9 protein-coding genes are annotated in these 14260 nt (G+C 57.0%); all 9 read left to right on the forward strand.

Features of this window, described 5'->3' with window-relative positions:
* The first annotated feature begins 162 nt into the window (after positions 1–162).
* The 9 genes from ACWHYZ_RS04020 (at position 163) to ACWHYZ_RS04060 (ending at position 14066) form a co-directional block, all read left to right on the forward strand.
* Complete coding sequence (locus tag ACWHYZ_RS04020) at positions 163–1185, forward strand: glycosyltransferase (RefSeq protein ID WP_447986004.1); 1023 nt, start codon at positions 163–165, stop codon at positions 1183–1185.
* Positions 1186–1731: 546 nt separating this feature from the next.
* Positions 1732–3261: a sigma 54-interacting transcriptional regulator gene (locus tag ACWHYZ_RS04025; protein WP_447986005.1), complete on the forward strand. Its 1530-nt coding sequence runs from the start codon at positions 1732–1734 to the stop codon at positions 3259–3261.
* A gap of 360 nt (positions 3262–3621) precedes the next feature.
* Entirely contained in the window at positions 3622–7059 is a 3438-nt protein-coding gene (locus ACWHYZ_RS04030; protein WP_447986006.1) for a molybdopterin-dependent oxidoreductase, read from the forward strand.
* A 39-nt stretch (positions 7060–7098) separates the two neighbouring features.
* A complete protein-coding gene (locus ACWHYZ_RS04035) occupies positions 7099–7269 on the forward strand; it encodes a hypothetical protein (protein ID WP_447986007.1) in 171 nt (56 codons plus the stop codon).
* Positions 7270–7352: 83 nt separating this feature from the next.
* Positions 7353–8642, forward strand: coding sequence for a 4Fe-4S dicluster domain-containing protein (locus ACWHYZ_RS04040; RefSeq protein WP_447986008.1), 1290 nt, complete (start codon positions 7353–7355; stop codon positions 8640–8642).
* 306 nt (positions 8643–8948) lie between these two features.
* Positions 8949–9332, forward strand: coding sequence for a hypothetical protein (locus ACWHYZ_RS04045; protein WP_447986009.1), 384 nt, complete (start codon positions 8949–8951; stop codon positions 9330–9332).
* A 409-nt stretch (positions 9333–9741) separates the two neighbouring features.
* On the forward strand, positions 9742–10248 hold the full coding sequence (locus ACWHYZ_RS04050; RefSeq protein WP_447986010.1) for a hypothetical protein: 507 nt from the start codon (positions 9742–9744) through the stop codon (positions 10246–10248).
* A gap of 242 nt (positions 10249–10490) precedes the next feature.
* On the forward strand, positions 10491–12044 hold the full coding sequence (locus ACWHYZ_RS04055; RefSeq protein ID WP_447986011.1) for a sigma 54-interacting transcriptional regulator: 1554 nt from the start codon (positions 10491–10493) through the stop codon (positions 12042–12044).
* A gap of 414 nt (positions 12045–12458) precedes the next feature.
* On the forward strand, positions 12459–14066 hold the full coding sequence (locus ACWHYZ_RS04060) for an alginate export family protein (RefSeq protein WP_447986012.1): 1608 nt from the start codon (positions 12459–12461) through the stop codon (positions 14064–14066).
* Positions 14067–14260: the final 194 nt, after the last annotated feature.

The raw sequence follows: 14260 nt of genomic DNA on the forward strand, positions 1-14260 counted from the left end.
TCCGGTCGACATCCTGTCTTGAGGACGGCCGGCCCTCCGTCATGAAGAAAACTTCATCGACTATTCATGGCGGCTTCATCTGGCCTCTGTAAATACAACACTGGTTTCTTACACGGTCAGCTTTATGCTCCGTGTCTTATTGTCCCCGTATTAGAGGAATTGATGCGAATTGCTCAGCTTGCACCATTGGTCGATACCGTTGCGCCTAGCGGCGTCGCTCCATTGCAGCGACTCATCCATCATTTAGTGGAGGCGTTGACCGATCGGGGTCACGATGTGACGCTCTTCGCCGGCGTTGAATCACAGACACGAGCGAAGCTGCATGCCTTGCCGTCCATTAGCGCCAGTAGTACTCGCCGGATGCAATATGCGGCCAAGGTGATGCTGTTTGAGCGCGGGCTGCTTTCCGACGCCTCGTTTGATGTCATTCACTCGCATCTGGATTGCCTCGCATTGCCTTTTGCGCGACGGGCTGTTTCGCCGGTTGTGACCACCGTATACGACGCGTTGGAGTGTTCCAGCACGGCCGACCTCTATGGTCAATTTAATGAACTGGCTCTCGTGTCCGATTCTGAGCGCCAGCGTGCTCACGTGCCGGCGGCACGATGGATAGCTACGATTTACCCCGGTCTGCCTGAAGACTCACTGCGGTTTCGCGCCGACACCGGTGGCTATCTCGCCTATCTGGGCCCGGTGTCTTCCACAACGCTTGGTCCATCTCTGTTATCGCTTATGCATGATACCGGCATTCCCTTTCGGGTTGCCGGATCAATGCCCCCGAGCCATCATGCCGCTGAGCAGCTCAGGCGGGACATGAAGCGTCACGATATTGAATACGTCGGTGACATTACTCAGGCCGATGAGGAGGAGTTCATTGGATCCGCCTTGGCCATGATCCTTCCGGAGGGAAACAGAGCTCCCTCGAGCCTGACAACCGTTGAGGCGCTGGCTTGCGGCACGCCTGTCGTCACCGTCGCAGCACACGTGGACGCTGAATTGATTGAGCATGGCATCACCGGCTTCGTCTGCCCGCATAGTCATGACATCGCGGGGGCCGTGAAGCAGATTGACCGGCTCGATCGGCACCATTGTCGTGATGCCTTCGAAGCCAATTTCACGCTGGATCGAATGGTGGAAGAATATCTCAAGGTGTACACGATGGTCGTAAATGAAAGAGTTTTCTGACACTTCGTGGATTGCAGGACACACCGTGCATCAATTGACGGTCGTGAAAGCGAGCTCCGTGAACGGCACGGAGCGCTGGGCGGGTCCAACCTTCCCTTTTGGATGGTAGCGATCGGTAAGTGGGGCTGGTGCCCCTTCACACCAGTCCCCGCCCGTCCGGCATAGCCAGTGACTCTTCCTTTTGGGTTCGAACTGCAACCACTACAATGAGAGCCGACAACGTATGGAAAAAGTTCTTCTGTATGCCGTACTATGGGGGTCGTAGACCGTTTCCGGGAGGGTGTTCCACTGAAGCGGACTTAGAAGGTCTCTCGTGATAGGCCGAATGATGAGGGTCAATCTGCCCGTCACTGAACCTTGGCTTGGCCGCTCCACCATGCCTGTCCCATCTCGAACCTGGCAACACACCTGTCCACGCCGTGATCCAGCCTCATCGTCTAGGCGACTCCGCATTCGCCCCCACACCGTCTCAACTTGTTATGTTGCTGCTCGCGCTTACCAGTCAGAAGCGTGAGGCATCTTCGTGCGACAGCGTAAGGCGATATCATGCAAAATACCTATTTGAGTTATCGAACACTCCTCGACGTCACCAATGCGTTGAACTCCCAGCGCGATACGGAGAGTTTGTGGGGAGTCATTACTGAGCTGATTCAACAAGTCACCCCGTGGGAGCGGGCAGGTATCACGCTGTACGATCGTGAAATCGACTCATTCAGATTTTATGCCCTCGAAACTACGGTGCCGACCCCGATGCTGAAGCGAGATTCGGTTATCCCCAGGGAAGGCAGCGCGGTCGGATGGGTCTACGAACATCATCGGATCCACGTACGACCTGATCTCTTAACCGAGAAGGTGTTCCTGGAAGATGCGCTCTACATCCGGGAAGGATTGCGGCGGATGATCAATTTGCCGCTGCTCATGCGCGATGCGTGCTTCGGAACCTTGAATATTGGGAGCACCCAAGCTGGAGAGCCGGCACGGGAGGAAGTGGAATTTCTTCAACAGGTCGCGATACAGATCGCCTTCGCGATCGACCATGTACAAGCGTATGAGCAGATCAATCGATTGCGGGAACAACTGGCACGTGAGAATGAGTATCTCGTCGAAGAAATCAAGTCGACCCATAACTTCGGGGCCATGGTGGGAGCAAGCGACGCATTCCAGAAGGTCCTCAGCCTCATGGAAGCGGTCGGACCGACCTCAACTGCGGTGCTGATCTCCGGTGAGACGGGAACCGGAAAAGAGCTGCTGGCTCGATCGATTCACGAGTTGAGTGCGCGCCGACATAAACCGATGGTCCGGGTCAATTGCGCGGCCTTGCCCATGGGGCTCGTTGAAAGCGAACTATTCGGCCACGAACGCGGCGCCTTTACCGGTGCAGTCCATCGACACGTTGGTCGATTCGAGTTAGCCAACGGAGGGACGCTCTTCCTCGATGAAATTGGTGAAATGCCGCTGGAGGCGCAGGCCAAACTGTTACGCGTACTGGAAGACGGCCAGGTTGAGCGAGTGGGAGGGACTCAAACGGTCACCGTGGATGTCCGGATCATCGCCGCCACAAATGCGGACCTCGTGGCCGCCATTGGGGAAGGCCGATTCCGGCCGGACTTATTTTACCGGCTGCACGTCTTCCCCATTGTAATTCCCCCTCTTCGTGACCGACCGGAAGACATTCCCCTTTTGAGCCAATACTTTTTAGAACGATACAGTGCCAAGTTAAAGCGGCCGCCACTTGAGCTGAGCGACGCATCCATCAAGCACCTGAGCCAATATCCGTGGCCTGGGAACATCCGCGAGCTACAAAACGTCATTGAGCGCGCGGTCATTTTATCCCGGTCTCCTATCGTTGAAATTGATCATCAGTTCCTGCCCCTGCCACGGTCTTTGCGCCAGGAGAACGTCCCTATCAATTTTCAGGAGATGGAGCGACTGCATCTTCTCCGTGTGCTTGACAAGACGCATTGGAAGATTCACGGCCCGTGGGGTGCCGCGGAACAACTTGGCGTCAATCCGAGCACGCTACGCAGCCGACTGAAGAAACTCGGCCTCAAGCGCCCCGACGACCTGCCAGAGTGATGTCACCATCGTCGTGACGCATCACGACGAATCGCGAAATCTCGCAACTTCCATCCTCCGATCTCATTGACTCCGCACGAACATTTACTCGCTCTATCAAATGCTTAGACGCCACGCATTCAATTGGTGAAGTGGCACCTTAGTTGCTGAACACGGTGACACATTTAGAAGCGCTGGGGTGTGACTGCAATCATCTGCATCATTCTCCCCTGCAGCAGTCTCATAAATCTTCTTAAGGGCAGTCCTTGTTGTTGAGCCAACAGGAAATAAGGGGGTGATAAAAGTTTGATCGTAGATCGCTTTATTTTTTGCAGTCATTCGATAGTTGAAACACGAGTATTCAACTGAGGAGGTATTCGGATGTTTTTATCACGACGGCAATTTTTAAAGGTCTCGGCGGGGACGGTGGCGGCGGCCGCCATTGCCGATAAGGCACTGGCGCTGACGGCGTTGCAACCGGTCATCGAGGTGGGCAACCCCCTCGGCGAGTACCCGGACCGCTCCTGGGAGCGGGTGTATCACGACCAGTACCGGTACGATTCGTCGTTTACCTGGTGCTGCTCCCCCAACGATACGCACGGCTGCCGGATTCGCGCCTTTGTGCGCAACGGCGTGGTCATGCGGGTCGAGCAGAATTACGATCACCAGACGTACGAAGATCTCTACGGCAACCGCGGCACGTTTGCGCATAATCCGCGGATGTGCTTGAAGGGGTATACCTTCCATCGGCGCGTGTACGGCCCATATCGGCTCAAGGGCCCGTTGATGCGGCGGGGCTGGAAGGAGTGGATGGACGCGGGCTCGCCGGAGCTGACGCCGGAAATGAAGCGCAAATATAAGTTCGATGCGCGGTTCTTGGACGACATGGTGCGGGTCTCCTGGGACACCGCGTTTACCTATGTGGCCAAGGCGGTGATTCTGATTGCGACCAAGTATAGCGGCGAAGCCGGCGCGCGGCGGTTGCGCGAGCAAGGCTATCCGCCGGAGATGATCGAGATGATGAAGGGCGCGGGGGTGCGCTGCTTCAAGCATCGGTCCGGCATGCCGGTGCTCGGCATCGTCGGCAAGATGATGAACACGCGCTTTAACGGCGGCGTGTTGCCCTTGTTGGACACGTGGATTCGCAAAGTGTCGCCCGAGCAGGCGCAGGGGGGGCGCTATTGGACCAACTACACCTGGCACGGCGACCAAGACCCCGCGCAGCCCTTCTGGAACGGCACCCAGAACTGCGACGTGGACCTTTCCGACATGCGCTTCAGCAAGCTGAATACGAGCTGGGGCAAGAACTTCGTCGAGAACAAGATGCCGGAAGCGCACTGGAAGTTGGAGTGTATTGAACGCGGGGCCCGGATCGTCGTGATCACCCCCGAGTACAGCCCGACCGCCTCACGTGCGGATTATTGGATTCCGGTACGGCCGCAATCGGACGGTGCGCTGTTCCTCGGAGTCGTGAAGATCATTCTCGACGAGAACATGCAGGATACCGATTACATCAAGGGCTACACCGACATGCCGATCCTGATCCGGACGGATACGTTGCAGTATCTGGATCCGCGGGATGTGGTCAAGGATTATGCCTTCCCGGACTTCTCGAAGTCCTATTCGGGGATGGTGCAGTCGCTCAAGCCGGAGCAGGTGCAACGGCTCGGCGGCATGATGGTCTGGGACCTGACGAAGAACCAGGCGGTGCCGCTGCACCGCGAGCAGGTCGGCTGGCACTATCAACAGAGCGGCATCGATGCGGCCCTCACGGGGACCTATCGCGTGAAGCTGCTCAGTGGCCGGGAAGTCGACGTGGCGCCGATCTACCAGTTGTACCAGGTGCACTTGCAGGACTATGACCTGGATACGGTGCATCAGATCAACCGGGCGCCGAAGGACCTCATCGTCCGGTGGGCCCGGGATAACGGCACGATCAAGCCGATGGCGATTCACAATGGCGAAGGCGTCTGCCACTACTTCCATATGACCGAAATGGGGCGCGGCGCGGCGCTGATCTGTACCGTGACCGGCAATATCGGCAAGTTCGGCACGGGCTGCCATACCTGGTCCGGCAACTACAAGGCCGGCGGCTGGACGGCGACGCCGTGGTCGGGGGCGGGCTTGGCCGTGCATACCGGCGAAGATCCGTTCAATCTGACCCTGGATGCCAAGGCGCATGGGAAGGAAATCAAGACCAAGTCCTACTACTATGGGGAGGACGTGGGCTTCTGGAACCATGGCGATACGGCCTTGATCGTGAACACGCCCAAGTATGGCCGCAAGGTCTTCACGGGCAAGACGCACATGCCGACGCCCAGCAAGTTCCGCTGGGTGACCAACGTGAACGTGCTCAATAACTCCAAGCACCACTACGACATGGTCAAGAACGTCGATCCCAATATCGAATGCCTGATCACGCAGGATATTGAGATGACCTCGGACGTGAACCATGCGGACGTGGCCTTTGCCTGCAACAGCTGGATGGAATTTACCTATCCGGAAATGACCATGACGGTCTCCAATCCGTGGGTGCAGATCTGGAAGGGCGGCATCCGGCCGTTGTACGACACGCGCAACGATGCGGACACCTTTGCCGGCGTGGCGGCGAAGTTGACCGAAATCACCGGGGATGCGCGCATGAAGGGCGTGTTCCACTTCGTGTATCAGAACCGGGTGGACGTCTATCCGCAGCGCATGTTGGATGCCTCCAGCACCTATTACGGCTACAACGTCGATACGATGTTGAAGTCGGAGAAGGGCTGGATGGTCATGGTGCGCACGTACCCGCGGCACCCGCTGTGGGAGGAGACGAACGAGAGCAAGCCGCAGTGGACGCGGTCGGGCCGCATCGAGACCTACCGGATCGAGCCGGAGGCCATCGAATACGGCGAGAACTTTATCGTCCATCGCGAAGGGACGGAGGCAACCCCGTACCTGCCCAACGCGATCTTCACGACGAATCCGTACGTCCGGCCGGACGACTACGGCATTCCGATCACCGCGCAGCACCATGACGACAAGCACGTGCGGAACTTGAAGCTGCCGTGGATAGAAATCCAGCGGCAGAGCAATCCGCTCTGGGAGAAGGGCTACCAGTTCTACTGCGTGACGCCCAAGACCCGGCATCGGGTGCACAGCCAGTGGGCGGTGAACGACTGGGTGCAGATTTATGAGAGCAACTTCGGCGATCCGTACCGGATGGACAAGCGGACGCCGGGCGTCGGCGAGAACCAGTTGCACATCAATCCGCAGGCGGCCCAAGACCGCGGCATCAACGACGGCGACTACGTCTATGTGGACGGCAACCCGGTGGACCGGCCGTATCGCGGCTGGAAGCCGTCGGATCCGTATTACAAGGTGGCGCGGTTGATGATCCGGGCGAAGTACAACCCGTCGTACCCGTACCACGTGACGATGGCCAAGCATGCCCCGTATGTGTCCACACCGAAGTCGGTCAAAGGGCATGAGACGCGGCCGGACGGACGCGCGATTGCGGTGGATACCGGGTATCAGTCGAACTTCCGGTATGGGGCCCAACAGTCGTTCACACGCAACTGGCTGATGCCGATGCACCAGATGGATTCGCTGCCGGGCAAGCACGCGGTGGCGTGGAAGTTCAAGTGGGGCTTCCAGATCGATCACCACGGGGTCAACACCGTGCCGAAAGAATGTCTCATTCGCATCACGAAGGCGGAAGACGGCGGCATCGGGGCGCGTGGTCCATGGGAGCCGGTGCGGACCGGGTTTACCCCAGGCCAGGAGAACGAGTTCATGATCAAGTGGCTCCGGGGCGAACATATTAAGATCAAGGTCTGATGGCTCCGATGTGTCAAAATGAGAAACAGAGGAGGTCTTATGCCGGACGGTTCTAACGGGCAATTGGATAGAAACCCTGACCATGGGGGCATCCAGACGATCGGGGCCAGGGGCCCGTGGGAGCCGGTGCGGACTGGATTTACCCCAGGCCAGAAGAACGAGTTCATGATCAAGTGGCTCAAAAGTGAGCATATCAAGATCAAGGTATAAAGGCTTGAGCAATAGGGCTGAGGCTGAGAGGTTGCCGTTCTGCGCTCAGCCCTCAGTCCTCAGCACTGTAAGGAGGAGATCACATGCCGGAAGTGTATAACTGGCAACTGGGGCGCAAGATGCTCTATCCCTATGAGGAGCGGCATCCCAAGTGGCAGTTCGCCTTCGTGTTTAACATCAATCGGTGTCTGGCCTGCCAGACCTGCTCGATGGCGGACAAGTCCACGTGGCTGTTTTCCAAGGGACAGGAGTACATGTGGTGGAACAACGTGGAGACCAAGCCCTACGGCGGGTACCCCCAGTTCTACGACGTGAAGATCACGCAGTTGATCGAGCAAGTGAACCCGGGCGGACAGGTGTGGAACGTGCGGGTGGGCCGCAAGCACCATGCGCCGTACGGGGTGTTCGAAGGGATGACCATTTTCGACGCCGGGGCCAAGATCGGCCAGGCGGCGATCGGCTACATTCCGACGGACCAAGAGTGGCGGTTCGTGAACATCTATGAGGATACGGCCACGTCGATGCGGGCCCTCGTCGAAGGCATCGACAAGACCGGCTTCTCGCGGGATGAACCGTGGAAGCTGCAGGGCAGCAGTCTGCCGGAGCATGAAACGTTCTTCTTCTATCTCCAGCGGATCTGTAACCACTGCACGTATCCGGGGTGTCTGGCAGCGTGTCCCCGCAAGGCCATCTACAAGCGGCCGGAGGACGGGATCGTGCTGATCGACCAGAACCGGTGCCGCGGGTACAAGAAGTGTGTGGAGCAGTGTCCGTTTAAGAAGCCGATGTACCGGGGCACCACGCGGGTGAGCGAGAAGTGCATTGCCTGCTATCCCCGGATCGAAGGGAAGGATCCGCTGACGGGCGGCGAGCCGATGGAAACGCGCTGCATGAGCGCCTGCGTGGGGAAGATCCGCATGCAGAGCCTGGTGCGGATCGGCGAAGACGGCCTATGGGCGGAGGATCGCTGGCATCCCCTGTACTTCACCATTCGGGTGGAGCAGGTGGCCCTGCCGTTGTATCCGCAGTGGGGCACCGAGCCCAACGGCTTCTACATTCCGCCGCGACACAGCCCGCGAGGGTATGCGCGGCAGATGTTTGGGCCGGGCGTGGACAACGCCATCGAGAAGTATCTGGTACCGAGCCGGGAGCTGTTGGCGGTGCTGCAGTTGTGGCGCGCCAGCCAGCAGATCGTCTTCCGGTACGACGTCATTCCGGGGCCGAAGGTGTTTGAGACCCAGATCCACGGGAAGCGGTTTGAGATGTACAACGATACCGTGCTGGGCTTCAACAAGTCGGGCAAGGAAGTGGCGCGCATCCAGGTCGAAGAGCCGATCTACATTCGGCCGGCCGAACGCGTGAGCTGGCTGTAATCTCGAGGCCGCGCGTCGTGAGTCAGGCAGGAGGTCCCGCCCGGGGCCTCCTGCTTTTTAATCGGAAGCCATGAGCCGCCTTTGACCCAATCCCGGCCTGCCGGGCCGACACTCGCTGCTCCTGTGATGGGGGTACACTGCACCACATCGTAACGCGGCCAAAGTTTCATCAGTTCTTCATGGCCCCTTCATCTCCAGGCACGACAATGAAGACTGCCGGGGACACTAGCTCGTCTGCCGCATACTACGCAGCGAAAGAGGTGCACATCATACGTTCACATTTTGAAAGCGAAACGATGAAAAACCATGTTGATTCTGATCATAGCCTTCCTGGTTTTTGAGCCCGTTGCGTGCACTGCAGTAGAGGATGCCGCGGGCTCCACGAAGGCGTATGGGGCTCATGGGGAATGGCTTGAGGAATTTCTCTCAACGGTAAAGAAAGCGGCACAGGAAGGGCCGGCATGGCGCAATGACCTTCAGGCCGTTCAACGGCACATTAAAGACATCGAACACCATGCCGAACAAATGATTGCGGCGAGGAAGACCGCAGACCGAGCAAGAGCCGAGGAAGCAAAAGACCAAGTCGTCGCCCTTCTTAGTCGTGGTCTTGATAAAGGATACTTTACCAACCCGGATGCCGAAGTACTTGTCCAAGCTCTGAGACGGTATTTGCCCGTCGCCCGTATGTAGACGCGCAATCAGGTCCACATTCTTGCGCGCAGTCGTGCTCGACAGTGGTGTGCCGCGACACCGCAGAAAATCAAAGCCCGATTCAATACAATGCCACTGAAACGCCCGACACTTCAGCTCCGGTATATCACGACATTTGTCAGGAGCGCGTGCGATCGTCTCCGCTGAAGGTACCGGCTTAGTGCGATTACGCTCGTTCCCTCTCAAGTAATACGAAATAGTCACCGTTACGACCCACGCATGGCCGTTACATGTCACGATACTGATTGTGAGTACCATCGTCACCCCAATAACATCAGTTACTTAGCGTCAGGCCGTGATCTTGCAAGATCAGTTCCGAGAGCGTTGATTGGACAATGGTCCCGAGTCAAGACCGTTCTTGGAACAAAAGAAACAAAGGGGGAACACGATGAGAATCACATGGAGGTATCGGTTATCAGCCTTCATCATCAGCTCTATGTTCGTCAGTCCGATGATCGGCTGTTCTGAAACCATGCAGACGACGTTGCCAAAGGGTTTAACCACTTATCCATGGAGCACCACTGAAAAAACTTCGGCGTGGGCTGAACAATTGCTTGGCCAAGTCGTGACGTTCAAATCGATGCATGATAATGGGGTGCTTCGGGGAAACTATACTCCTTATGTGGAGGTGCTTTCGAAAGCACGAGACGCGTATCGGTTAGGTGACCGACAGACGACCTATGATACGGTCAACCAATTCATGGTGATGTTAGAGGCGCGCGTGGGTGAGATTGATCCGCATGCCGCGGACATGCTGTGGGATCAGTGCTATCGCTGGACGCCCAATGAATATCACGCCCGGGATCGGCATACCCGTGCGATGGGGCACGAAGAACTTAACAAGGCCGAAGAGTTCCTCAGGAACATGGAAGAAAAGGCCTCGCTGTCATTTTAACAGGGAGACCGGCGAGTGTATTCCTCCTGTTTGCGCTCGTCGGTCCGTTTCGACGGAACGTATGCGGGTCTACCCTGTGGTGACTCGCCGCTTCTTTCCGCCGTCCTGGGGTTCCGGGTGCCCGGAACCCCAGCCTTATTTCGATTGCAATTTGCCCGCTACCTTCGTGGCGTGTGCGTGTCATAGGGAGGCCTCTCAAGCGAGGCGTTGCGGGATCTGAGTCACTTATTTTGGAATACCTGATGAGTCGCGCAGAACTCAATTACGAGATCTTGCTGGAACTGACCAATGTGCTCACATCGCAGCGCGATACGGAGAGCCTCTGGCAGGCTATTGCAAAGCAGATTCGCCGGGTCGTTCCATGGGATCGGGCGGGGATTGTCTTGTATGACCGTGATGTAGACGCGTTTCGTTTCTATGCGGTGGTGACCAGTTCCGCGACGCCTGTCTTGAACCGCGACACGTTGATTCCGAAAAAAGAGAGTGCCGTGGGATGGGTCTATGAACATCGACAGATCCATGTCCGTCCGAATCTTCATTCGGAGCAGGTCTTCTTTGAGGACACGTACTATCTGCAAGAGGGACTGGGACGAATGATTAATCTCCCGCTCATCGTGCATGACACCTGCCTGGGTACCTTGAACATCGGCAGCGTACAAACCGGTGAGGCGGATCCGGAGGACTTAAAGTTTCTGCAGTTGGTGGCGACCCAAATCTCATTTGCCATCGACCACGTGCGTGCTTATGAGCGGATCAAACGCTTGAGTGATCAGCTCAGCCGTGAGAATGAATATCTTGCCGAGGAGGTGAGGCTGAGCCGGAATCTCGGGACGATGGTCGGAGAGTCTCCGCTCTTTCAACAGGTCCTTACGCTGGTGAAGGCCGTTGCCCCTACGAATACGACCGTGCTGCTCTTGGGAGAGACAGGAACCGGAAAAGAGCTCCTGGCCCGAGCCATTCATGATTTGAGTCCTCGACACGCGAAACCGTTTATACGGGTCAACTGCGCTGGCCTTCCAGCCGGATTGGTCGAGAGCGAGCTGTTCGGACATGAGCGTGGAGCCTTTACGGGCGCCGATCAACGACGTGTCGGCCGGTTCGAGTTGGCGAACAAAGGCACGCTCTTCCTCGATGAGATCGGGGAGATGCCGCTGGAAGCGCAAGCGAAGTTGTTGCGGGTGTTGCAAGACGGACTGGTCGACCGCGTTGGCGGCACACAACCCGTGCCGGTGGACGTGCGCATTGTGGCTGCGACGAACGCTGATTTGAGCCATGCGATCGCCAAAGGGGGGTTCCGATCGGACCTCTTTTATCGGTTGCATGTCTTTCCAGTGTCGATTCCGCCTCTTCGCGAACGGCGCCAAGATATTGGCTTGCTGGCCCAGCATTTCCTTAAGCAAGCGGCGACCAAGCTCAAGCGGCCGAATGTGACGCTCGATCCTCTGTCACTGGATCGTTTGGCGAAATATGACTGGCCTGGCAATATACGGGAACTCCAGAGCGTCATCGAGCGAGCCGTCATCCTTGCACAATCCACGCTCATCGAAATTGATGAACGCTTCCTGCCTCCCCTGAATTCCGGGGGCGACCCTCCCCTTGCGCCGTCGGTTCCCTCTTCTGCTGCCCAAGCCACAAATCTCCTTGAGCTCGAGCGGCATCATATTCTCTCGGTCCTCAAAACCACGGCGTGGCGTATTTATGGCGCGCAGGGAGCCGCCCAGCAATTGGGTCTTAACCCGGAAACGCTTCGGAGTCGCCTGCGTAAGCTCGGCATTAAACGGCCAACATCTGTGTAGGGAGGCTCGTCTATTTCAGCAACGTCCGACTGGGGAACAGCGCATAAGTCACCAGTCTGATCCACTTTTCGTTCAATATCACGACAAGCCGTGCTTCGTCACGACTTGTCGTTTGCTATAACGACAGCAACGGCACGTTCCAGTTCCGCTACCGGAAATATTCCTTCTTTTCCCTTTTGTAGCTGGCAGTTAGCTCACACAAATAGAGACGTCGTCTCAGGCATTTCAATTGCTGGAAGCACCGCGATCACTCGGGAATTGTTTCCCTTGCCAGGCCGCTGCTCCACAGGACCGCGACGAACGCTGAATACCCGGAACTAGAACGACCGAAGTTGACTCCATCGACTCTATGCCATTTGCACCATCGTACTCTTCCTCTGCACGGTTGACCCATGCGACACGGAAGACCCCGTTTTGATCTCCAGCATTGTGAGGGGCAGAAATCTGGGCCAAAGGTTTCTTGTCCTCTGTAGTCTGCTGCTATTCTGTTGGTTCCCGTCTCACGTACAGGCTGAACTCTCACTGCCCCCAGGCGAGCGGACCACGGACCTGGGGGATGTGCTGCGTGGCATCCCTCAGAAAGAGGCCTACGAGCGCTACGATCCGCCCATCGGTCGCAACTTCGACATCACGAAATTTTGGATGCGTGGGGATCTTCGTGTCAGACCGGAATGGCGACGCGCGGTATGTTTTGGGGGAGGATCGCCGATCGGGGGTGCCTGTAATCGATTGGGGACCAATGGTAGCGGCACATCGGCCAATCCGGGATCGGCGCCCGATGACTACTTCGTGCAACAGTGGGCGCGGTTGGGGCTCGGGTATGACCTTTCCCCCGACGTCAACTTTTACCTGGAAATTCTGGACACAGCAAACTGGGGGGATTACGCCAGTTCTCAGCCGGCCTGCAGTGCCGTTGCGATAGGACAGTGCCGACTCGGTATCCGCGCCGGGTATGTCTTGATTCGAAACGTGGCAGGCGTACCGGGTCTCAGTATCAAAGCCGGACGACAATACGTCGTGTTTGGTAACCAACGCTTGTTTGGGCACTTTGACTGGTCGAATACCGGCTATTCCCATGACGGGGTGATGCTGCAGTATGGGAGTACTGTCGTCGATTCCTATGTCGGCTGGTTTCGGAGTGCGGAGACTGACCTTTCTGAGGCGGCTCCATATGTAACCGGGAACGGCCATTCCGATGGTCGCGCGGACGGCGACTTCTGGCTGTTGTACAACCAGATTAAATCGGTCCCCGGGTTCATCATCGAACCGTATTATGTGTTGTATCAAAACAACGTTCGCGACGTGAATCGGGGGCTCTTCACTCCCAAGGCTCCGTCCCAACTCAGGCATATGGTCGGCATTCGGCTTGAGATGCGCAAGGGCAACTGGGATCTCGGGCACGAAATGGCCTACCAATTCGGCCGTATGGCGGATGGCCTTACCCCTGACCATGGCCGTAACCTGCGCATCAATGCGTGGGCCAGCGGAAGCTGGATCGGCTACACAAAGTATGTTCATCGATGGAAACCGAGAGTGGCGATCGGCTTTGACTATGCCTCGGGAGACGGGGACAGCAATTGCGTAACTTCAACCGGTGAGGCGACGCGATCCTGTGGCGGCAACGCCAATACGTTTGAGAATTTCTATCCGACCAATTTCTTGCATGTGGGGTTTATGCTGAACGGGGCTTGGCGAAACATGGTCCAGCCATCAGTCAATGTCCAGGCTCGCCCAAGTCCTCGTGACCATGTGGAAGTGTGGGCGCAACGTAAGTATCTGGCCAGTGCACGGGATAACTGGTACCGCGGCTCTCAGGCTCCGTTAGTATTTTCAAGCGCCGACAACACGGTGAACCATGTCGGGGACGAAATTGATGCGGCATGGACACACATTTTTGCAGACGGGAAAATTTCTCTCAGCCTGATGTATGGCCACTTCTTCCCAGGCGCCTACGTACGCCATCAGCTCGGAACCTCTTCTCACCAAGACTGGGGTATCGTTCAGCTTTGGACAAATTTTTAGTCCCTTCTCAGATGTTGCTCGATACGGGTCCATCACCATTCGATGCTGTGCTGAGCTCAAGGTCTAAAGACTACAGCACAACCCGATGCCTTTGTCTTCGATAATTCACTCCAATTCAAAGTAGTTAACGAGTCGAACGGCTTGCTCGTCCATCGAACGAACTCTCCTGACTGTCATCGCAGGTGATGATCCCC

This window comes from Nitrospira sp. Nam74, assembly GCF_965152615.1.

What these genes read in the sequence shown, in the direction of transcription:
- ACWHYZ_RS04050 (WP_447986010.1), top strand. Translation starts at nt 9,742, where the DNA reads ATGAGAATCACATGGAGGTATCGGTTATCAGCCTTCATCATCAGCTCT.
- ACWHYZ_RS04045 (WP_447986009.1), top strand. Translation starts at nt 8,949, where the DNA reads ATGTTGATTCTGATCATAGCCTTCCTGGTTTTTGAGCCCGTTGCGTGC.
- ACWHYZ_RS04040 (WP_447986008.1), top strand. Translation starts at nt 7,353, where the DNA reads ATGCCGGAAGTGTATAACTGGCAACTGGGGCGCAAGATGCTCTATCCC.
- ACWHYZ_RS04025 (WP_447986005.1), top strand. Translation starts at nt 1,732, where the DNA reads ATGCAAAATACCTATTTGAGTTATCGAACACTCCTCGACGTCACCAAT.
- ACWHYZ_RS04035 (WP_447986007.1), top strand. Translation starts at nt 7,099, where the DNA reads ATGCCGGACGGTTCTAACGGGCAATTGGATAGAAACCCTGACCATGGG.
- ACWHYZ_RS04020 (WP_447986004.1), top strand. Translation starts at nt 163, where the DNA reads ATGCGAATTGCTCAGCTTGCACCATTGGTCGATACCGTTGCGCCTAGC.
- ACWHYZ_RS04055 (WP_447986011.1), top strand. Translation starts at nt 10,491, where the DNA reads ATGAGTCGCGCAGAACTCAATTACGAGATCTTGCTGGAACTGACCAAT.
- ACWHYZ_RS04030 (WP_447986006.1), top strand. Translation starts at nt 3,622, where the DNA reads ATGTTTTTATCACGACGGCAATTTTTAAAGGTCTCGGCGGGGACGGTG.